We start from the raw sequence: 22,524 nt of genomic DNA, 5'->3' as shown, positions 1-22,524 counted from the left end.
AAACTAATGTAATTAGTGAATCATGCCATTATTTTTTGTTTGATAATACAGGTTATTTATTCAATGCCTCTACAATAGCTGCATTAAAGGCTGGAAGATCTTTAGGTGTTCGACTTGAAATTAACTGATGCTTATCATCAATTACAACTTCTTCATCTTTGACGTTAGCACCAGCATATTTTAAATCTGCTTGAACTGATTGATAAGCTGTTAATGTTAACTGATCAGAAATACCTGTTTGAATAAACAATTGAGGGCCATGGCAAATTGTAAATACTGGTTTGTTAGCTTCCAAAAATTCTTTTGTTAATTTAACATATCGTTCGTCAACCCGTAATTTATCTGGTGAAAAACCACCTGGAATTAATAATGCATCATAATCACTTAATTTCGCATTGTCAATCCCTTTGACAGTTTCAAACGTTGCCCCATGCTTACCAGTAATCGTCTTACCAGCTTCATTTTCAACAATATCGACCACATGACCTGCAGCTTCAAGTGCTTCTTTAGGTGATGTTAATTCACTATCTTCAAAATCATCAGTTGCGATTGCAATAATTTTAGCCATAAATAATTCCTCCTGTTGTTAACATTGTGATAATTCTTTGCGACACACTTATTTTAACAAAGTAAACTAATGAAAGCCAATACCTTATCTGAATATTAATAATCGCTACGTACTAAATCAAGGTTAACAACTCTAACAAACTTTTAATCGTGTACTGGGCACAATTAGCTTGGCTTTGATTCTTAAAATCATAGTAAACACAATCGATATTACTCATCAAGGCACCTTTAATATCTGAGTTAAGCCCATCACCAATCATCAAAACATCTTTTTTTGCAAGATTCAATTCATCTAAAATGTAGTCAAAAAATTTAGGATTGGGCTTTTCGTAACCAACCATTTCAGAAATAAAATGGCCATCAAAAAATTCTAGAATTTTGGTTGCTTGCATACGTCTAATTTGGGTTTGATATACACCATTGGATGCTGTGTAAAGCTTATATCCAGCACTTTTAAGTTTGCTTAAAGTTTCCTTGGCGTTAGGCATTAGGAAAGCACCCTCACCCAGTAATTGACGAAAACGACGTTCAGCAGCAATCCCATCCAGTTCATCATAACCTAATGCTTCAAAGAACCGTGTAAATCTCTGGTCAAATAAGTATTGCTTTGTAATTATTTGCTCTTCTAATTGACGCCACAAATTTTGATTAATTTCATCATATTGAAGAAATAATTGTTGGTTATAAGGGATGTTAGATTCCTGAAGTAACTTTTTAAATGCATAATCTTCTGCTGCTTTAAAATCTAAAAGTGTATCGTCTAAATCAAATAATAATGCTTTATACATGAACAATCCTCACAAATTAATAATATTTAATTATTTTATCATTAATTTTTATCTAAATTCAATTACTTATCTTCTTTGACCGATGTTCACTTCTAAATTAAGGTACAAAAAAAGAGATGAACCAAAGTTCATCTCTTTTTTCAAGACAACTAGCATCCTAGCTTGTCTAAAGTACATCTTAGCGACGGGCTTCCTTAATACGGGCAGCCTTACCGTGCAATGCACGTAAGTAGTACAACTTAGCACGACGTACACGACCGAAGCGAGTAACTTCAATCTTGTCTACACGTGGTGAGTGTAATGGGAAAGTACGTTCCACACCAACACCGTTAGAAATCTTACGAACAGTGTAAGTAGCTTGGATACCAGTACCCTTACGCTTGATAACAACACCTTCAAAAAGTTGGATACGTTCGCGAGTACCTTCAACGATACGGGCGTGAACTCGGACGTTATCACCGGCGCGGAATTCTGGAATATCTGTACGTAATTGGTCTTTAGTGATCAATTCTAGCAATTGGTTTTGCTTCATAATAAATTTCTCCTGTTTCGACATTGATTACCTCATATTCGGCAGCGCAACATCGTTAATTTATCGACTTAATAGCCAACGACTATCTTATCATAGCTCTAACTGATTGACAAGTGAAACTTCTTGACACTAGTTAATTGTTGCATGGACTAAATCTTGTTCAACTAAGCATTCACCAATTTGAATTGCATTCCAGGCAGCTCCTTTAAGTAAATTATCTGCCACGATCCACGTATGGAAACCACCAGGTTGATCCAAATCAGCCCGTAACCGACCAACATAAGTTTCTTGTTTGCCAACCGCATTTATGGGCATGGGATAAATTTGTTGGGCAGGATCATCTTGTAAAACTACCCCAGGGGCACTGGCCAATAACGCCTTTAATTCTGCCGGGGTGACGTTAGTATCTTTAGTCTCAAAATATACTGATTCGCCATGCCCAATTGGCACAGGAACTCGGACACAAGTTGCACTAACCGCTAGAGCTTTAGTTTCGGGATCACCGAGCAAAATTTTCTTAGTTTCGTGAGTCATTTTCCATTCTTCATATGTATAATCTTGTTCATCAAACACATCAATTTGCGGAATTAGATTAAATGCTAATGGATAGTGCTTAGCGGCACTCTTAACTGGTAAAATATGCGCTTCTGGTGTCTGCCCATCTAAAATCGCTTGGCTTTGGATATTTAATTCATCAAGCGCGCTTTGACCAGCTCCACCGGCGGCTTGGTACGTTGACACAATTACCCGCTTTAAGCCATATTGGTGATAGATTGGGTTTAACGCAACCACCATTTGAATCGTTGAACAATTTGGATTAGCAATAATCCCTTGATGGTTAGCAAGATCGTTAGGATTTACTTCCGGTACAACTAGCGGTACGGTTGGATCCATCCGAAAGGCACTTGAATTATCAACACAAACTGCCCCACGCTTCACAGCTTCAGGTAATAATTGTTTAGAAACACTCCCCCCAGCTGAAGCAAAGACTAAATCAATCCCATCAAAACTACTTGGGGTTGCTTCTTCGATTACAACTGATTGGTCACGAAAAGCTAACGTTTGGCCAGCTGAGCGTTTTGATGCCAATAACTTAATCGTTTTTACCGGAATACTTGATTGGGCTAATTGTGCGATCATGCGATTTCCCACCGCACCCGTTGCTCCTAAAATTGCTACATTATATTCTCGCATATTGTGCTCCTTCATCATTTTTATTTGCTGCTAAATACGTCTGAATTCGTGTAACTGCCGTATTTAACTTAGTCTCACTCGCGGCATATGATAACCGGACATACCCTTCCCCACCAGGGCCAAAGCTACTACCAGGAATTAACGCGACTTTGGCTTCTTGGGCTAAGGTAACTGCAAATTTAAAATCATCATCCCCAAATTCAGCGGGGATTTTAATAAATAAATAAAAGGCCCCATCCGGACTCGCAACACTTAACCCCATCTCAGTAAAAGCTTGCACTAGCATTTCACGACGGGCTTGATAGGCTGCACGCATTGTGGCAATTTCTGCATCACATTCATTAAAGGCCACTGTTGCTGCTGCCATCGCACTATTAACGTGTGTTGTGACTGCATATTGATGTAGTTTAGTAATATGTTGCACGAGCGCAGCTGGCGCGGCTAATAAGCCAATTCGATAACCGGTCATGGCATACGCTTTGGAAGCACCGCTAATTAAAATCGTTTGCTCTGGTAAATATTGAGCCATTGAAACATGTTGTTGGGTATACGTCAATTCACTATAAATCTCATCGGACATGACAAAAATATCATATTGCTTAATAATCGCTGCTAAGGCCGCTAATTGCGCCCCCGTATAAGTTACCCCGGTTGGGTTGGAAGGATAGTTAAAAACTAAACACTTCGCTGTTGGGTGGGCTGCCAGAGTAGCTGCTAACCGTTCCGGAGTTAAGACAAATCCATCTGATTGGGTATTAACAAAGACGGGGATCGCCCCCAAACTAATAACATCTGATTCATATAGTGGAAAAGTTGGGGTTGGAATGATTACTTCATCCCCCGCTTCCAAAATTGTGGCTAACGTAATTTGAATCGCTTCAGTTGCACCGAGTGTAACTAAAATTTCATTGTCAGCGGCATAATGTAAATCATATTTACGGGCTAAAAAGTTGGCCATTGCTTGTCGTAATTCAAGGTTACCAGGCGTCTTAGCATAATGTGATTCATTATTTTCAACTGACGCAATTGCGGCCGCCTTAACTTTTTCAGGGGTATCAAAATCTGGTTCCCCCAAAGTTAATTTAATAATATCTTCAATATCGGAAACTTGTTCATCAAAAGCCCGAATTGAGCCTGGTTGTAATTGTTCCATTACCGGATTGATTTTTTTTAATAATTCACTCATAATAACTGGCATTTCATCTACCTCTTCGTATTAGCAATGTATGCTTAGTTAGTCGCCAAAAATGCGGCTAGACGTTCAATTGTTGTTGCTAATTGTGCTTGACTAGCAGCGTATGATAACCGTAAATACCCTTCACCACCCGGGCCAAATGAATTTCCCGGGATTAACGCTACTTTGGCTTCATGTGCTAAACGTAATGCAAACGCCGTATCATCTGTCCCAAAACGGGTTGGCATTTTAATAAATAAATAAAAGGCCCCATCTGGACTGGCGACCCCAAAACCAAGGGCCGTTAATTGTGCAACCATATAATCACGCCGCTTAGCATATTCTGCCCGCATCACAGCAATTTCTGGATCACATTCATTAAAAGCCACGGTAGCCGCGGCCATTGAACTATTAATATGGGTAGTCACCGTATACTGATGAAATTTAGTTATTTCCTTAATTAATGCTGCCGGGGCGGCCACAAAGCCAATCCGATACCCCGTCATAGCGTAAGCTTTTGAAGCCCCACTAACTAAAATCGTTTGCTTGGGTAAATATTTAGCTAACGAAACATGGGGCTTGCCATACGTAAATTCACTATAAATTTCATCGGCGACAACAAAAATATCATGTTGTTGCATAACGGTTGCTAATTCAGCTAACTCTTCGGCGGTGTACGTAACACCGGTTGGATTTGATGGAAAATTAAAAATAATTGCTTTGGCTTGATGCTCGGTTAACGTTGTGGCAAGTTGTGCCGAACTTAATTTAAACCCATTTGCTGCAGTATTAACACAGACGGGTACGGCCCCTAAACTAGCCAAAATCGATAAATACATTGGATAACCAGGCGTTGGCACAATAACTTTATCACCCGGTTTTAAAATCGTCCGTAATGAAGTTTCCAACGCTTCCATGGCACCCACCGTAACAATTACTTCACTGGTTGGTGCATACTCAAGATCATACTTACGGTGTAAAAAATCACTAATCGCCGTTCTAAGTGCTAATGACCCCTGGGTTTTACCGTAATGCGAGTCATTATTTTTAATCGACGCCACCGCGGCGGCTTTAATTTTGGCAGGTGCATCAAAATCAGGTTCCCCAATCGTTAATTTAATAATGTCAGGAATATCTGAAATTTGTGCATCAAACGCGCGAATTGCGGCAGGTTTTAGCGTATCCATAATTGGATTAATCCGGTTCAAAAGAGTTGCTGAAATTGCGGGCATCGTAACGCCACCTCACTTATAGAATATTTTCTAAGCCAATAACTAATTGATCAAGGGTTGAAATTTTTTGTAATGCCAATTTTACCCCTGGCATGAATGATTCGCGATTGAATGAATCGTGACGAATAGTTAACATTTCCCCGGTACCACCAAATAAAATTTCTTGATGGGCAACTAAACCTGGCAAGCGCACTGAATGAATTGGCACAATACCATCGGGCTTAATTTTATTAGCCGTGTATTTAGCCGTACCAGAAGGTGCATCAACTTTTTTAATGTTATGCATTTCAATAATTTCAACATCTGGTAAATATTGAGCTGCTTGTTGCGCTAATTGAATCATCAAGACTGCCGCCACACTAAAGTTTGGCACAATTAACCCACCTAAGTGTTGAGCTTGAGCCAATGCTTGTAATTCCGTGATTTGGGCAGATGTTAAGCCGGTCGTCCCAATTAATGGCCGCATTCCTTTTTGTAATGCGGCTTGCGCATTGGCAAAAACTGCGCTTGGAACTGATAAATCCAGCCACACATCTGCAAAATGATCGGGGATGGTTGCTAAATCAGTAAATACTGGTACCGCTAAATCAGTTGCCTTACCATGGGGCGCATAACCACCGACAAGTTCAAAATCTGAACATTCAATCACCATTTTAACAGCTTCGACCCCCATTTTGCCATTAAAACCGGAAATTATTAATCTTAACATTAGTTTTTCTCCAATTTTTCCAAAATTTCGGCGATTTCAGCTTCATCTAAATCTACAAGTGGCAAGCGCACACCACCCGTTGCAAATCCGGCCGCTGTTAACGCCGCTTTAACCGGGGTTGGCGATGGGTAACTAAATAAAGTATCCACTTTTGGATTTAAGAAGCGTTGGATGCGACCAGCTTCGGCAACATTACCAGCATCTAATGCGGTAAATAATGCTTGAAATTCATCCCCGTATAAATGACTAGCCACTGATACCACCCCAGCTGCCCCTAACGCTTTGGCCGCTAATGCTTGCCCATCTTCACCGGTGTAAACGGTAAAATCACTGGGGGCATGTTCGATAATTGCGGCTAATTCATCTAAATCAGTACATTGTTTAAGCGCTGTAATGCGGGGATGCTTAGCTAACGTTAAGATAGTGTCAACCGATGCTTTCACCGTCGAACGTCCCGGAATATTGTAAACCATCAATGGTAAATCAACATTATCGGCAATCGCTGTAAAGTGGGCAATTAAGCCTTTTTGATTAGGTTTGTTGTAATATGGCACGACCGCTAAAGCCCCATCAATTCCAGGAATTTCAGCTACTGCCTGGCCAAATTCAATTGAAGCCGCCGTATTGTTGGTTCCAATATTAGCAATAATTGGGCCCCGGCCAGCCACGATTTTAACAAAACCTTGATATAATTCAATTTTTTCCCGATCTGACATCGTGGCGCCTTCACCAGTTGTACCACCAATGACAAAGCCATCACTTCCATGAGCTAACAAATGATTGGTCAAAGTTTCCAGAGCGGGAAAATCAATTTTATTATCCGCTGTAAATGGTGTAATAATCGCCGTAATAACCCGTGCTTCATTTAATAACATTACTTAGTCCTCTTCTTTCATGCGGCTTTCAATAAAGCCAATCATTGTTTTAACGGCCGCCATAATTGCGGCTTCATTTGCTAAATATTTACTTGAGTGTAATGCGGCTGGTGAATCAACCCCTAACCAAAACATCATGCCAGGAATCTTAGCAACTAAATAACCAAAGTCTTCACCAGTCATCGCTGGTTGCGTTTCAACATAGTTAATCGCGGGATTATTACTAACATAATTGATGAAACGTTCTGTGATTTGGGGTGCATTAACGACGGGGAAATAGCCATCTTGATTCAAAGTTAATTTTATCTGACAATCAAAACTTGCTTCAATTCCGCGGGTAATCGCTGTGACCCGCTCTTTAATTAAATCAATTGTTGGTTGTTGCAATGCCCGAATAGTGCCATGCGCTTGAGCACTCCCAGCAATCACGTTATTAGCGGTTCCCGCACTAACATTCCCGATTGTAACAACCCCGCCCTTAATTGGATCAACATTGCGAGCAACAATCGTTTGTAACTGGACGAGCCATTGGCTTAAGGCGACCACCATATCGTTAGCTTGGTGCGGAAAAGCAGCATGCCCACTAATTCCCGTAAATTCAGCATGGATTTCCGTCGTGCCGGCAAATAACGTCCCATTACGACAACCAATCGTCCCCGCAGCTAAGTCGGGATTAGTATGTAATGCATATAATTCATCAATTTGATTAGCACCACTTAAAATACCGCTCTCGTATAAGCGCATTCCGCCAGCAAAATTTTCTTCGGCCGGTTGAAAAATAAAGATTAAATTATCACTTGGTTGATGATTCGCAAAATAGCTTAAAATGCCCAACGCCACGGTCATATGAATATCATGACCACACGCATGCATTTTCCCAGGATTAGTTGACTTAAATGATAAATCATTGTCTTCTGAAACGGCCAAGGCATCAATATCAGTCCGATAACCAATTGTCCGTTGGGCGTTAGTACCATGGACTTTCACCAAAATAGCCGTTGGTAACTCTGGTACCGTGATAATTTCGATATGATCTTGCTTAAATTGGTGCATAATTACTTTTAAAGTTGCACTAGTCTGGACTTCTTGTAACGCTAATTCTGGTATTTGGTGAAGATACCGGCGAATATCAATTAATTGCGCTTCCGTTAAGCCGCAATCGGCAATTTGCAAATCATCAATTATCATATCATCACAACTTTCGTAAACTATCTAATAGTGCTGTCTTCATTGATGTTTGAGCATCAACTTTTTTAATTACGCGCGCTGGCACCCCACCGACAACGGTGTATGGTTCAACATCTTCAATCACCACGGCCCCCGCGGCAACAACGGCTCCTTGACCAATTCGTACTCCTTCAATAACCACCGCATTGGCCCCAATCAAGACATCATCTTCGACAATTACTGGCGTAGCAGAAGCTGGCTCAACTACCCCGGCCAATACTGTTCCGGCCCCGATGTGGGCATGCTTACCAACAATGGCACGCCCACCAAGGACGGCCCCCATGTCAATCATTGTGCCTTCACCAATTTCAGCCCCAATGTTAATCAATGCCCCCATCATAATCACAGCATTATCACCAATTGTTACTTGATCACGAATGATGGCACCGGGCTCAATTCGGGCATGAATACCTTTTAAATCGAGTAATGGTACCGCTGAATTACGGGCATTGTTTTCAACCCGAAATTGCTTAATGACACTCGCGTTAGCCGTTAAAAACGGTTCAACAACTTCCCAATCACCAAACAAGACACCGGTGGTGCCAGTAACATAGGCTTCAATTGTCACTGGAAATTCAAGGTTGGTTAATTCACCGTTTACATAGACTTTAACGGGGGTTTGCTTTTTAGCATTGCTAATAAAATCAATAATTTCTTGGGCGTTTAATTCTGCCATGGAATTTCTCCTTCTATATAAAGAACGTTTTTTATTTATTCGTAACTAACATCAAGCGCGACTAAATCTTGATACGTTTCACGCCTGACTACCACCTTGGCGATCCCATTTTCAGCAAAAACAACTGCTGGGCGCCCATTGCGATTATAATTTGAAGCCATTGAATACCCATATGCACCAGTGGCTAGCATTGCAATTACATCCCCTTGTTCAACATCTGGCAAGGCTTGGTGTTCAATTAAGATATCCCCTGATTCACAATACTTGCCGGCTAGACGGGCGGTTTGCGTCGTTGGTGCTTGCGGATTTTTAGCTAAGACAGCTTCATATTCAGCTTGGTACAACGCGGGGCGAATGTTATCACCCATCCCACCGTCAACTGTAATGTAAGCCTCAATTCCAGGTACATCTTTACGCGTGCCGACACGATATAAACTATATCCAGCCGGCCCAACAACGGCACGGCCCGGTTCAATCCAAATTGCAGGCATCTTAATCTGGGCACTTGCAACCGCTGCTTTGACCGCATTGATAACGGTGATTAACATATCTTGCGGAGCTTTTGGTTCATCATCTTGGGTATAGCGAATTCCAAAGCCACCACCAAGATTTAAAACTTGAGCGTTAAAGCCATATTCGGCCTGCCAATTAGCTAAGGTTGCCACCAAAATTTTGGCTTCTTCTACAAAGCCAGTACTTTCAAAGATTTGTGACCCGATGTGGGCATGGATTCCACAAACCTTAAAGTGCTCATCAGCTAAAACTATTTGTAAAGCTTCAGCCGCTTGACCACTGGCTAAATCAAAACCAAATTTACTATCAGCTTGGCCGGTTTGAATGTATTCATGCGTATGGGCTGAAATTCCTGGAGTAATTCGTAATAAAATATTAGCGGTGGTGGCATGGTTGCGTAAAATTTCTTGTAACATCTTGATTTCCGTAAAATTATCGACCACAATCATCCCAACTTCTTGGTCAACAGCCATCGTTAATTCTTCATAACTTTTGTTGTTACCGTGAAAACTAATATTAGCCATTGGAAAATTAGCTTGCATCGCGGTAAATAACTCCCCACCAGAAACCACATCAATATGGGCATGTTCTTGTTTTGCAACCTGATACATCGCAATCGTGGCAAAGGCCTTTGAAGCGTAACTAATTACATAATCAATCTGTGCAGCTTCAAATGTGGCATGGAGATCTTGGAAAGTCTGACGAATTTTACTAACATCATAAACGACTAACGGGGTTTTAAATTCTTGAGCTAATGCTAAGGCATCACAGCCGCCAATTGATAAGTGGCCGGCGGTGTTAATTGTGTAATCTGCTTGCATATCTTCTTCCTCTTCTCTTAATCAACTAAATACCGGGGTAATCGATCACTTAACTGATTGGCAAATTCCCATGGTTGTAAGTGACAATGGGCGCAAACGTCCCAAATATCAATTGTCTGCGTGCCATTAGTTCCCAAAATTGTGACTGGTGTCCCTACTGGCATTGCATGTGGTAACCGTACCATCATCTGATCCATCGCAATTTGCCCAATGATTTCACACCATTCATTTCCAACCAAAATCTTATACCCACGCATTGTGCGTGTCAGACCGTCACCATAGCCCATTGGAATCGTCCCAATCCATTCGTCATTAGTTGTGTGATATAGATGGCCATAACTAACACCTTCACCAGCTGGAATTTGTTTAACAAAGCTCAATGCAGATTTAATTGACATAGCCGGAACTAATTCCGTTCCAGGATTCAATTCTTTTCCAGAAGGTTCCCAGCCATAAACCACAGTCCCTACACGAATAAAATCAGTTGGCACTTCATCAGCATGATACATCGCTGCTCCTGAATTAGCGACATGCACCATTGGTGGCAAGCATGGGAGGCCATCAATAACCGTGTGCCAACGACTAAGTTGCATTTCAAAATAATCTGTTTCAGCCGTGTCTGATGTGGCAAAGTGGGTCATAATTCCTTCCCAAGTAAATAAATTAGGATGGGCTTGCATCACAGCAACCGCTGCTTGAACTTCAGCTGCCGTGCGCATACCAATACGATTCATCCCGGTATCAACGGCCAACGATACTAAGAGCGGATGATTTCCAGTTAAAAAGCTCTGCGCTTCCTCTAGCCAACTAACTGATGGCACTGTGGTAATAATTTGAAATTGCGCCAAAAATTCTGCATATTGTGGCTCTGTATAACCTAAAATTAAAATTGGCATATCTAATTTAGCTTGTCTAATTGCTAATGCCTCATCAACAACGGCAACCGCGAGGCCATAAACACCTGCATTTTTGGCTGCTTGCGCCATTTCTAACAGGCCGTGGCCATAGCCATTGGCCTTAATGGCTAAAAACATATGCTTTGCATGACTTGTTTGCATTGTAACTCTAACATTTTGATTAATTGCGCTTTGCGAAACCTCAATACGACTAGCGCGCATCTGTGCTACTACCATTGGTTAAATCCTCTTTGATTTAGATTTAATTCAACGCTCTTCAGGTGATTTTAGGTACAAAAAAAGCAAACAAAAATGTTTGCACTTAAGCACATTTTTGTTTGCTGTATAGTTTATACCACAAAAAAATCATGTTGTCGAAAGCGCCCCGTAGCCGACATTCTTGCTACGACAGTCCGATACCTCTTAAATATCGGCCCAAGTCCACTATCCTACTCAATAGCTTTCCTTCGGCGACCGCCCCTTTCAAACAAGTTCATCGTATAGTAGTACTCACTTGTTTTACTTTTGTTGGTCGCAACCTCTTTGAATTATTAAATTACAATTATCATATCAAATTAAAAAAAAAGGTCAAGCTTAAATATTAAAAAAAACTGAATTTACCTAATCCTTAATTTAAATAATTCACATTATTCTCATTTAAAACTTGCTTTTTTTCATAGTTCATGGTTAAAATCGCAACCAAGATAAAAATTCAGGGAGTATACACATGAAAGTTGTTAAATTCGGTGGTAGTTCATTGGCAAATGGACCACAACTAGAAAAAGTTATTAATATTATGCAAGCTGATGATCAACGACAAATTTTAGTCGTTTCAGCCCCTGGAAAACGCCAGGCAGATGATGTCAAAGTCACAGATTTATTGATTCAATATGCTGTAAATCCACAAAGTGAAATTTTACAAAAAGAAATCTATAATCGTTATTGGGAAATAGCTAATTATTTCAGTTTGCCTGTTGAAAAATTCAGTCAAATTGATGCTCAAATAAAAAAATTAGCTCTAACCACATTTGCAAATTCAGCTGATCAACTAGCCGCTTTTAAGGCTCATGGCGAAAAATTAAATGCCATGTTAATTGCCTTGATTTTTAATCACCTTGGTTTACCTGCCATTTACGCCGATCCTAAAGCACTTGGAATTTTAGTAACCGGAACTGCTGATAGTGCTCAAGTGAGCGAGTTCACATATCAAAACATTAAGCGTTTCCCTTTTGACGATGAATACTTAATCGTACCGGGCTTTTATGGTTACACTGCCGACGATCAAATTGCTACTTTTGCCCGCGGTGGCTCTGATATAACTGGATCAATTATGGCACGTGGTCTAAAAGCAGAACTCTACGAAAATTTTACCGATGTTAGTGCAATATATGCGGCTAACCCCAATATTGTTGCTCACCCACGCGCAATCTCTCAAATGAGCTATAAAGAGATGCGTGAACTAGCCTATGCTGGTTTTCAAGTTTTCAACGATGAAGCCATTATTCCAGCTATCCAAGGTAATATAACAATCAATGTTAAAAACACTAATGATCCAAGTGCTCCAGGAACTCTTATTGTGCCAGATACCGAGTTATCCATAAAACATAAAATTACTGGTGTCGCAAATTCTAATCGTTTTGCAGCCATATACTTACATCGTTATCTTCTAAATAAAGAGGTCGGTTTTACTCTTAAAATTTTACAAATTTTATTAAAATATAATATCAGTTATGAACATATGCCATCTGGAATTGATGATTTAACAATTATTTTGGACAAAAGTCAAATTGATGAGCAAGTTATTAACTTAGCTATGGCTGAAATTCAACAAGCCGTAAAGCCTGACATTTTAGAGTGGTATGAGGACTATGCCATTATTATGGTGGTCGGTGAAGGTATGCGTAATCAAGTTGGGGTTTTAACTGATATTTTAAATGCACTTTCAACTCGAAATATCGGGGTTAAAATGATTAACCAAGGGGCATCACGAATCGCAGTTATGCTTGGTGTTGCACAAGCTGACGTTGCAGATGCAGTTGCTGCTATTTACACAGACTGCACAAACTAAGCATATATGAAAAACGCTGTACTAGAAGCCGGGGAATTTTCAAAATACTCGGAAAAAAGCCCAGGGAAAAATAAAATTCCCTAGGCTTTTTTATATTTTGTATATATCGAAGTTTTAAAATATATTTTAGAATAAAATTTCTACTAGAAAAGAGTTATCTATAATCTTTTCTAGCTTAAAAGTGTGGTTCATAAGGTTGATACGTTTTACGTTTATTTAAAAATTTATTTTTTAACCATGGTATTACTAGGTTATCTAAACCTAATTTACTGGAATTATTACCTATTACCAAAATTAGAAATTCAATTATAATATAATTTGGATTACTCGAAATTGTTCCCGCAAATATAAAAGTAAAATTCATTATTAGTCCTAAGAAAGCAGCCGCTAAATTAAAGAGTCCAAAAATTAATCCAAAACCAATTAAAATTTCTGCCCACGGTACTAACATTGAAAATATTTCTGTTTGAGATCCATTATTTGTACAAATTTTTAAGAAAACAGTAAACCACGGAAATTGCTCACCGTGCATTCCTTGAACTGGATTCTTAATTGCCATATTAATAAATTTGTGTGCTGAAAAGCCATGGGTTACTTTATTAAAGCCACTTAGAAACCAAGCATAGCCCAGCCATATTCGTAAAATAGTTATTGTGTACATCACCCATTTATTGGTTCGTAAAAATTCCATTACCATATACAACTCCTTTACTAATTTGTCTACTATGATATCTTAATTAGTATATTCCATTAGCGATATTACAAGCATATGTATTATGACTTACGTTTAAGTCACAAAATGGAACGTACTCTACTCTTTACTAGTCGTAATTTGCCAATAATATATTTTCCAAGCGGCAGATAATTTTATAAAACACAAAAAAGACCGAATTTTTTACAAATTCAGTCTTTTTGATTTTATTCGTTATCTAAGTGCCTTTTAGCACACTCTGTTTATTAAATATCTATAGATACCTAATCTGTGGTTTCTTCAGCTTCAACTTCAGCTAATAACTTAACTTGTTCTTTCGTTAATTCTATTTTTTCTAACAAATCTGGACGTCGTAGATATGTGCGACGTAGTGACTCTTTCATGCGCCATTCAGCAATTTTAGCATGATTACCACTGGTTAAAACTTCTGGTACTTGCCGACCACGAAAGTCAGCTGGCCGAGTATATTGAGGATATTCTAATAACCCCGTTGAAAATGAGTCACCAATAGCTGATTCACGGTTACCCAAAACTTCTGGAATTAAACGAACTGTCGCGTCAATAATTACCATCGCACCTAACTCACCACCAGTAAGAACATAATCACCTAATGAAATTTCATCAGTTACTAATTCACGAATACGTTCATCATAACCCTCATAGTGACCGGCAATAAAAGTAATATGTTCTTCACCACTAAGGTCTTCAGCGACAGCTTGTGTAAATGGAACGCCTGCTGGATCAAGTAAAATAACTCGACCATAATCACCAGCCTTAGCCTTAATGGCATCCATGGCATCAAAAATTGGCTGTGGTGTTAATAGCATCCCAGCACCACCACCAAATGGTGTATCATCAACGTTGTTATGCTTATTATTAGTGAAATTCCGGAAATCTGTTACTGAAAAATCAACTAAGCCACGATTAACGGCTTTTCCAATAATTGATTCCGTCATTGGCTTAAACATATCAGGGAAAATACTTAAAACATCAATTCGCATTAATCATCCAACCCTTCCAATAAATCAATTGTAATCAATTGATTTTCAATATCAACATTCTTAATTACATCGTCAATCATTGGTAGTAATAGATCTTCTTTACCTAACCGCGTTACAACCCACACGTCATTAGCACCTGTTTCAAAGATTTCTTTTACCTTCCCAACTTCAACATTATCTTCAGTTATAACTTTAGCTCCAATGATATCTTTGTAGTAGTATTCACCATCTTCAAGAACATCTAAGTCAGCATCGGCAACCAATAAATCCATGCCCTTATATTTTTCAATATCGTTAATATTTTGTTTATCGACAAATGAAACTAAAATAAACTGCTTATGATTACGAACAGTTGCAATTGTTACTGGTGTTTTTTCATTATTATCAATAAATAATTGCTTACCTTTTTGGAAACGTTCCTCCGGGAAGTCAGTAATTGCAATTACACGTACCTCACCCCGAATTCCGTGGGTATTTACCATTGTTCCAACTTTGTAATATTCCATATTTATTTCCTCGTATTAATTACTTTTTCAATGCTTCGATTTCAATATATACTTTTTTACCAGCACTTAAATGTGCTGAAAAGATTAATTCGCGAATGGCGTGGATTGTTGTACCACCATATCCAATTAATTTTCCTAAATCACTAGAATCAACTGATACGATGCAACTAATATTAGCAGCTGATTCCGTAAGTGTTACAGTCATTACATTTGGTTTAGTAATGAGTGGCTTAATAATCGTGCATACTAAATTTTTGAGTGCTTCTTCATTCATTTTATATTTTACCAAAAATGCTCAAAATGAGCTCCTTGTTTATTAATTCAAATTGGATAAGTTATAAAGCTACCTTATTTCATAAGTAATTATTGTAACATATTTTTAGTTATGACTGGGTTTTTCATCTTAAAAGTTATAATTTACCTTTTTATCAAAGGTACGTACGCTTATATTATATTAAAAAAGAAACATGACAAAATACTAAAATCCCACCTGAATAAAAAATTCGGGCGGGATTTTAGTGTTTTGTACTCTATTTGTCTTTTGGAACACATTCCATAATCAAATTACTACTAAATTTTAGTTGTGTCACAGACGCATTTTTTAAATTTTTTCTTTGACATAAACCACATACCTACCACAGTAATCATCAAACAAATAAATGATAATAAGTTTAAGATATTAAACTTCACTGTATCCTTAGGAATTAATTTAATTGCTGTATCCTTTTGATTAATTTGAAATTCGATAGTACCACGCTGTGAAAGATGATATTCGGTTTTCTTATTATTCACAAATAAATTATATTGCTTTTTATAATTTAGGATTGGCAAGTCAACACTAGCAGTTTTATTATCACTTTTTATTCTAGCTAAGATTTCATTATTACGTTGCTCTGGCTGAGTAATATATCTAACATGATTATTTTTATCCGTCCAAATTTGCTGTTCAAAAATTGAAGCTTTAAATGGGACACTCAATGCTGGCCAATAGTCGAGAGAATTAACTGTCAAGTTAAGATAATTAATAATTTTAGTCGCATTTATATTATTGACCACAATATTATTATCAAGACCCGCTATATTATGTTTAACAAGCCATTGCGTTGATTGTTGCATTTTTGTTGGTACTGTTTTTGCCGATTGATATGCCGCATATTGTTGGTTGTATGCTGCTGATAACTGTAAGCCAATAATTATTATGATACTAAAACCCAATTTAAGATGACTTCTCAAATCATTACCAATAATCTCTGCTGCCATCTTAGCAATAATGAGAGCCATGAATATACTTCCAACCCCAATGAAGCGTGATAAATATTGAATTAACACAAGTTGCGTATTATTTAAAGCAGACCATGGAAAAAGTTTTGAACTCAGTACTGACGTAATCATCATCAACGCTAAAATAACTTTGTCAACATCTGTGAAACTTTTAAAACGTATAATACTGTATATAATTGCAATAATAAAGAAAATACCAAATGAGCTAGAGACAGCTATTGTATTACTCAAACTATTATTAATAATTTCACTGTAGTTAGCAGCTCTTGAACCTAGATCAGCAATTTCTGGTGTATTTATATATGTTTTAAGGTGCATGTATGTAACTAAAAAAGGTAAATTTAAACCAAGAACTAGCACTATTGACATTAGTAATTTAATAGATTTACCAACCAAGTTTTTACGATTAATTATTAAAAAACCTAACCAAATTATTCCCAAAATAAGACTGCTTATTAACGCTGTTAAAATATGCGTTGCTAAAACCAAACCCATACCTAATCCGGTAACAAATGTTCCTTGCCACTTATTTTTACCCATAATTTGATAAACACCCAAAAATAAAATTGGTAAAAATAACATGGCTGTCCATTCACTAATATCAAATGAAAAAATCAATTTAAATATGTGATAAGTTGATAAAATATATACCAACGAGAATAAAATTGATTCATTTTCATTATTTTTAAATTGTTTATAACAAAAATAAGCAATCAGCATTCCAAAAAACGTCAGTATTGTTATTCCACCATAGTATGTAGCCACAAAATTATGTGTAAACATGTAAATAAAACTAAAAATTGTTAATACATAATTTGGATAAAATTTTTGAACCGCCGATCCAATATTTCCAAAAGTTGAAAAACTGTATAAATTAAAAATATTATTTCCATTAACCAAAGCGTTGTTAATTTCAAATATTCGACTAAAGTTAAATAATGAATCTATTCCAGTTAAAACTTCTCCCGGATGGTAAATTATAGCTGTATTTACTATAGACACTAGCAAAAAGAATAATACTATTGACGTAAATTTTAAAATTCGTAATCTCATTTAACCCAAAGACCATCTTTCTAATAATTATCTAAGTTTATCATATATCATCCATTATTTTTAAATTTAATTATTTCTTAATAGACATGTTAGTTTATCTGACATATTCTCTTTTAGTTTTACTTTGTTTTTTTTATGATGATTAACAATTAAAAAAATTGTAAATAGGAGAACTTTATGATGAATTCTGGTGATATTGTATGGATTTTAGGATCCACAGCTTTAGTTTGGCTAATGACCCCTGGCCTAGCTTTATTTTATGGTGGTCTTGCAAATCGTAAATTTGCGAGCAACACAGTTTTTCTTTCAATTATCGCACTAGGTATCGTCCCAATAATCTGGGTAATTTGTGGTTATAGTTTGGCATTTTCAGGTCAAGGACTATTTATTGGTAATTTTAATAATTTACTACTACACGGGCTATCATATGATCATTCTACCTTAAATTTGCATATTCCTGATGCTGCTTATATGTTATTTCAAGGAATGTTTGCCATCATTACGGTTGCCATTATTACTGGTTCCGTTGTTGGCCGAATGAATTTAAAAGCTATGTTATTATTTATTCCAATGTGGCTAATTTTAGTATATACCCCACTTGCTCATATGGTTTGGGGTGGTGGTATCCTCCAAAAAATGGGAGCACTTGATTTTGCTGGTGGTGATGTTGTGCACATTTCTTCAGGAATATCTGGCTTAACTTTAGCTATCTTAGTTGGTCGACGTCAGCATTTTAGTACCGAAAATGATACACCAGATAACATGTCTAATGTACTAATTGGGGCATCTTTATTATGGTTTGGCTGGTTTGGCTTTAATAGTGGCTCAGCCTTTGCCGTCAATGGTACAGCGATATTAGCATTTATTAACACTAATATCGCTGCCGCTGCTGCCTTAACGACTTGGTTTATTATTGATTTTATTAAAACTAATAAAGCACGCATATCCGCTGCTCTTTCAGGTAGTTTGGTTGGTTTAGTCGTTATCACTCCCGCTGCTGGCTTTGTTACGCCAACAAGTGCTATTTTAATGGGCATAATTGTTACACCTATTGTCTACTTTTTAGTCGATTTTTTAAAAACAAAATTCCAATACGATGACACGCTTGATGCATTTGGTTTTCATGGAATCGGTGGTATTGTTGGTGGTGTTCTTACAGCACTTTTTGCTACCAAGGATTATCATGGTGTTATTACAACAGGTTCTTTAAAGCAATTAGGTATCCAGTTATTAGCAATTGTAATTACTGTTATTTTAGCCGCTGGTATGACTTGGTTAATCGGAAAATTTATTAGCTTATTTATTCCATTACGTATCCCTGCTAGCATTGAGCGTAACGGAATTGATAATGAATTACATGGTGAATATATTAGTATTATTAGCTCACCACAATTTAATCAACATGTTCGTGCTAAGAAAAATATTTAACTTACTCGTTTTGCAAATTTCTATGTGAATTGTAAGTTATAAACTATCTGCTATCTCACACATCCTATCTTAATAATTTATTGCCAGAACATTTTCAACAAAACAAATACTAACCTAAAGCACAAATCGCTGCTCAGATAACGCATAAAATACAAAAATCCCGATTGAATTCAATCGGGATTTTTGTATTTTATGCTAGTATCTGCCCTTTTAGGCCACGCTCAATAAGCAAATTAATACTAAATTTTAGTTATGTCACCGGCTCTTTGTTTTCTAACAATGCATGTTTCTAATTTTTATATCGTTGATTATACATTGTAAAAGATTCCAGGTTAGGTCTAACTTTTTCGCTCAATTCACTAAGCTTATGTCTACCTGTTACATTGTAAATTGACTTTGCATTAATAATAAAAGTTTGTTGCGGATTTTTAGCCACTATTGCCAAAAAATAATCAGCTTCATTTTGAGGTATTACCCGCTTTATTTTGATGACCCCTTTTTGAGGTTTTTGTTTAATTTGTGCAATGTCGGGCATAATCCCTTTGGTATGAATATACATATATTGCACATTTTGAAAAATCAAACCGCAAAATATCAAGCTTAGCATAAGCTTCGACGAATTTACGTTATTAGTTAGTACAGCAATAATTAAAAACAAGTAGCAAAAAAATAGTGGATATAAGTATCGAGCTATCAATATTGGATGATTTAGTAAAGTAAATATAATACCTAAACCATACAAAATTAGAATTGATACTAATAAAAGGCCTGAAATTTGACTGATAACACCACCACGATCTTTTAAAAAGATATACAATTGAGCGACCACTAATATACTACAAAGATACATACCAATAGTGACTGCATCAATTGTATGTTGTCCTCCGGTTAAATTAAACAGTGTTTGCCAACTTTCATCTGCTGTAATCCAATAACTTTTAGAAACCGTCATAATTTGCTTTAGAGCAACTATTGACCATGGAATATAGGCTATAACAAAACATGCCAATCCCAAACTTAATTGCTTTACAATTGTTCTTTGCTTGTTTATTAGTGCGATACCAATAAACCCCATTAAAATTATGCCACAACTTAATGCTGTGAAATAATGTGTATATGCACCCATTTCGGCAATAATTATTGCACCAACTATCCAAATTACTTTTGAAGTCTCCTGATATTTAAGTAGCATATATATGAGCCAGGCAATTATTGCACTCGCTAATTGATACATCCGGATTTGATTTGAATACATCAATAACGTTGGTGCTAATAAAAATAAGTTATATGTCCAAATATTTGTTTTTATATTAAGTTGCTTTACAACTTTCGTCATACCAATTAGACCGATAATCATTGTTATAAATGAGAAAAATCGATAACTTACAATCATTTGATTAGGTGTGACATGAAATAAGCGAAAGGGAATTGTTGCTAATTTAAGTAACAAATAATACAACGGCGGATGAACGTCTAAGGCATCATATCGTATAATATTTGTGTATGAATTGTTTAATAAACCTATCGTAAATGACTCATCCCTAAAAATAGAATTTACAAAGCTATTATTGATATAAACTATATAATTATTTACATTTATAACATTAATAATATACATAATCGCAATTATGATAAACAAACTATAACCAATTATATTATATATCTTTTTAATTTTTTCTTACCCCACCATTAGTTTATATAGGATAAATGATAGCATAAGTTAATTAAAATGAAAATTTCATTTTAATTACAGATATAATTTGCTACGCTCGTTTATTAACATTAATAAATAGATTATTTTGTATAATTATTCTTATTTATTGTAGCTTTATACTATCTTCGTCGCGCCGCAATAAAAGATTTTTCACCGCATAACAATTTAGCAATTTCTTTTGATACTCGACTACGTTTCATAGGCTCATAGCCACGCATTAAGATATTAATACCAGGTATTAATGTTAATATTCCCATTCCTAATGCCATCATAACACTATAGGGCCGGCTTTTATCGTACATAACCGTTGGATAGACAATTTTTACTTGATCAGAAACTAAATTATCTGTTAACTGTTCAACTTGTCGCTTAGCATGCATATAAGGTGCCATAAAAAATGGTCCTCGATTAGCTGAAATAAACATAAACTTAGGCCGTGCATCAATTGGTAACGTTACTAAAAAATCAATGATTACTTGCGCAGGCCTAAAAATTCCTTTACGATACGTAATCCCTTTTTTTATATTTGGAAATAAAATACCAATACAATCAATGACCCAATCGGCGTCTTGAACACTTTGATGCCAATTTGCATCACGTAGCAAATCACTTTTTACCCAGTTTAACTTTGCTACGGTATCATTTGGTTTAGCATGACGTGAAATTATCGTAATATCATTTGATTCATCTTTTAATAATTCTGATACAATCCCTTTTCCTAAAAAACCTGATCCACCGAAAATAACTACTTTCATACCAAATCCTCCAAATATAAGTTTATAACTATATTATACATTTTGTGCTTAAAATTTGGTGTTATTGACACCGTAGTTTATAAGTCTGCCTGTTAAATCATTCAATAATCTTTGTTTCAAACTTCCAACGATAGCCTACACCGATATCCGTACCGATGTACTGTTCGCCATTAAATGTTCCTAATTTTCGTCTTAAATTGGCTGTGGTAACCCGTAGAGTTTCATTTTGAGTGGCCAAAATTTGTACACCCCATACATTCCTTATTAAGGTAGAATAATCCATTACAACTTGAGGGTTTTGAAACAAACTACTTAATAGACCATACTCATTTTTTGTTAAATGTAACTGATTACCATCCTTAAATACTATCTGTTGCTCTAAGTTAATTACTAATGCCCCACTTTGATAGGTTCCACGACCATAACCAGTGATATTATATGTTCGTTTCATAACTGCCATTACACGAGCTAATAATTCGGCTTCCTCAAATGGTTTAGTTATATAGTCGTCGACCCCTTTATTGAATAAAGCAAGTTTATCATTAATTTCTGTTCGTGCTGTTAAGACTAACACTGGAATTGTGGTTACCTTGCGTAATTGAAGCAATAAATCTCCGCCATCAATATCAGGCAACCCTAAATCTAAAATAATCAAATCAACTTTATTAGTTAATAAAAGCTCTTGCGCTTGTTTACCTGATAAAGCTTGAATAACCTCAAAATTAGCAGCTTTTAACGTTATTCTAAGGATATCTTGAATTGATTGATCGTCTTCAATAACGGCAATTGTCTTTCTAAGCAT

22 protein-coding genes and 1 riboswitch are annotated in these 22,524 nt (G+C 36.7%); of the genes, 2 read left to right on the top strand and 20 right to left on the bottom strand.

Annotated features, from left to right (window positions below):
- Positions 1-52: 52 nt before the first annotated feature.
- From HF964_RS08050 to alr, 12 genes are all read right to left on the bottom strand, one after another.
- On the bottom strand, positions 53-568 hold the full coding sequence (locus tag HF964_RS08050; RefSeq protein WP_168722538.1) for a type 1 glutamine amidotransferase domain-containing protein: 516 nt from the start codon (positions 566-568) through the stop codon (positions 53-55).
- A 112-nt stretch (positions 569-680) separates the two neighbouring features.
- Positions 681-1,355 (bottom strand): YjjG family noncanonical pyrimidine nucleotidase, encoded by a 675-nt coding sequence (locus tag HF964_RS08045; protein ID WP_168722537.1) that lies wholly within the window; start codon positions 1,353-1,355, stop codon positions 681-683.
- Between the two features lie 178 nt (positions 1,356-1,533).
- Positions 1,534-1,887, bottom strand: a complete 354-nt coding sequence (rplS, locus tag HF964_RS08040) for a 50S ribosomal protein L19 (RefSeq protein WP_168722536.1) — start codon at positions 1,885-1,887, stop codon at positions 1,534-1,536.
- Between the two features lie 129 nt (positions 1,888-2,016).
- Positions 2,017-3,081, bottom strand: coding sequence for an aspartate-semialdehyde dehydrogenase (locus tag HF964_RS08035; protein WP_168722535.1), 1,065 nt, complete (start codon positions 3,079-3,081; stop codon positions 2,017-2,019).
- Complete coding sequence (locus tag HF964_RS08030; RefSeq protein ID WP_168722534.1) at positions 3,068-4,279, bottom strand: aminotransferase class I/II-fold pyridoxal phosphate-dependent enzyme; 1,212 nt, start codon at positions 4,277-4,279, stop codon at positions 3,068-3,070. Before HF964_RS08030 ends, HF964_RS08035 begins: the two co-directional genes overlap by 14 nt.
- A 32-nt stretch (positions 4,280-4,311) precedes the next feature.
- Positions 4,312-5,487: an aminotransferase class I/II-fold pyridoxal phosphate-dependent enzyme gene (locus HF964_RS08025; RefSeq protein WP_168722533.1), complete on the bottom strand. Its 1,176-nt coding sequence runs from the start codon at positions 5,485-5,487 to the stop codon at positions 4,312-4,314.
- 16 nt (positions 5,488-5,503) lie between these two features.
- The gene (locus HF964_RS08020; protein WP_168722532.1) at positions 5,504-6,196 is read right to left on the bottom strand and encodes a 4-hydroxy-tetrahydrodipicolinate reductase; all 693 of its coding nucleotides are present in this window, start codon (positions 6,194-6,196) and stop codon (positions 5,504-5,506) included.
- On the bottom strand, positions 6,196-7,071 hold the full coding sequence (gene dapA / locus HF964_RS08015; RefSeq protein ID WP_168722531.1) for a 4-hydroxy-tetrahydrodipicolinate synthase: 876 nt from the start codon (positions 7,069-7,071) through the stop codon (positions 6,196-6,198). Before dapA ends, HF964_RS08020 begins: the two co-directional genes overlap by 1 nt.
- Before the next feature lie 3 nt (positions 7,072-7,074).
- The gene (locus tag HF964_RS08010; RefSeq protein ID WP_168722530.1) at positions 7,075-8,259 is read right to left on the bottom strand and encodes an N-acetyldiaminopimelate deacetylase; all 1,185 of its coding nucleotides are present in this window, start codon (positions 8,257-8,259) and stop codon (positions 7,075-7,077) included.
- 4 nt (positions 8,260-8,263) lie between these two features.
- Complete coding sequence (dapD, locus tag HF964_RS08005; protein WP_168722529.1) at positions 8,264-8,974, bottom strand: 2,3,4,5-tetrahydropyridine-2,6-dicarboxylate N-acetyltransferase; 711 nt, start codon at positions 8,972-8,974, stop codon at positions 8,264-8,266.
- Between the two features lie 35 nt (positions 8,975-9,009).
- On the bottom strand, positions 9,010-10,308 hold the full coding sequence (lysA, locus tag HF964_RS08000) for a diaminopimelate decarboxylase (protein WP_168722528.1): 1,299 nt from the start codon (positions 10,306-10,308) through the stop codon (positions 9,010-9,012).
- Positions 10,309-10,325: 17 nt separating this feature from the next.
- Positions 10,326-11,441, bottom strand: a complete 1,116-nt coding sequence (alr, locus tag HF964_RS07995; RefSeq protein WP_168722527.1) for an alanine racemase — start codon at positions 11,439-11,441, stop codon at positions 10,326-10,328.
- A 133-nt stretch (positions 11,442-11,574) separates the two neighbouring features.
- Positions 11,575-11,756: riboswitch (Lysine riboswitch) on the bottom strand.
- Positions 11,757-11,931: 175 nt separating this feature from the next.
- Between alr and HF964_RS07990 the strand changes: the two genes are divergently transcribed.
- The gene (locus HF964_RS07990; protein ID WP_168722526.1) at positions 11,932-13,272 is read left to right on the top strand and encodes an aspartate kinase; all 1,341 of its coding nucleotides are present in this window, start codon (positions 11,932-11,934) and stop codon (positions 13,270-13,272) included.
- 175 nt (positions 13,273-13,447) lie between these two features.
- Here the strand turns inward: HF964_RS07990 and HF964_RS07985 are convergent, their stop codons facing one another.
- The 5 genes from HF964_RS07985 to HF964_RS07965 form a co-directional block, all read right to left on the bottom strand.
- Positions 13,448-13,963 carry a DoxX family protein gene (locus tag HF964_RS07985; RefSeq protein ID WP_246220269.1) on the bottom strand — a complete coding sequence of 172 codons (516 nt, stop codon included), beginning with the start codon at positions 13,961-13,963 and terminating at the stop codon, positions 13,448-13,450.
- 284 nt (positions 13,964-14,247) lie between these two features.
- Positions 14,248-14,985: a tRNA (guanosine(37)-N1)-methyltransferase TrmD gene (gene trmD / locus HF964_RS07980; RefSeq protein ID WP_168722524.1), complete on the bottom strand. Its 738-nt coding sequence runs from the start codon at positions 14,983-14,985 to the stop codon at positions 14,248-14,250.
- Positions 14,985-15,491 (bottom strand): ribosome maturation factor RimM, encoded by a 507-nt coding sequence (gene rimM / locus HF964_RS07975; protein WP_168722523.1) that lies wholly within the window; start codon positions 15,489-15,491, stop codon positions 14,985-14,987. The genes trmD and rimM overlap by 1 nt, the downstream gene beginning before the upstream one ends.
- Positions 15,492-15,510: 19 nt before the next feature.
- Positions 15,511-15,765, bottom strand: a complete 255-nt coding sequence (locus HF964_RS07970) for a KH domain-containing protein (protein ID WP_168722522.1) — start codon at positions 15,763-15,765, stop codon at positions 15,511-15,513.
- A gap of 296 nt (positions 15,766-16,061) precedes the next feature.
- The gene (locus HF964_RS07965; RefSeq protein ID WP_168722521.1) at positions 16,062-17,825 is read right to left on the bottom strand and encodes a 6-pyruvoyl-tetrahydropterin synthase-related protein; all 1,764 of its coding nucleotides are present in this window, start codon (positions 17,823-17,825) and stop codon (positions 16,062-16,064) included.
- A gap of 180 nt (positions 17,826-18,005) precedes the next feature.
- Between HF964_RS07965 and HF964_RS07960 the strand changes: the two genes are divergently transcribed.
- Entirely contained in the window at positions 18,006-19,253 is a 1,248-nt protein-coding gene (locus HF964_RS07960; protein WP_168722585.1) for an ammonium transporter, read from the top strand.
- A 289-nt stretch (positions 19,254-19,542) separates the two neighbouring features.
- Here the strand turns inward: HF964_RS07960 and HF964_RS07955 are convergent, their stop codons facing one another.
- The 3 genes from HF964_RS07955 to HF964_RS07945 form a co-directional block, all read right to left on the bottom strand.
- Positions 19,543-20,589, bottom strand: a complete 1,047-nt coding sequence (locus tag HF964_RS07955; protein ID WP_168722520.1) for a hypothetical protein — start codon at positions 20,587-20,589, stop codon at positions 19,543-19,545.
- Positions 20,590-21,086: 497 nt separating this feature from the next.
- Positions 21,087-21,722 carry an NAD-dependent epimerase/dehydratase family protein gene (locus HF964_RS07950; RefSeq protein WP_168722519.1) on the bottom strand — a complete coding sequence of 212 codons (636 nt, stop codon included), beginning with the start codon at positions 21,720-21,722 and terminating at the stop codon, positions 21,087-21,089.
- Positions 21,723-21,819: 97 nt separating this feature from the next.
- Entirely contained in the window at positions 21,820-22,524 is a 705-nt protein-coding gene (locus HF964_RS07945; RefSeq protein WP_168722518.1) for a response regulator transcription factor, read from the bottom strand.

Source organism: Periweissella fabalis (genome assembly GCF_012396505.1).
Classification (GTDB): domain Bacteria; phylum Bacillota; class Bacilli; order Lactobacillales; family Lactobacillaceae; genus Periweissella; species Periweissella fabalis.
Note: the sequence above shows the minus strand (reverse complement) of the source record. Positions and strands in the feature narration are given on the sequence as shown.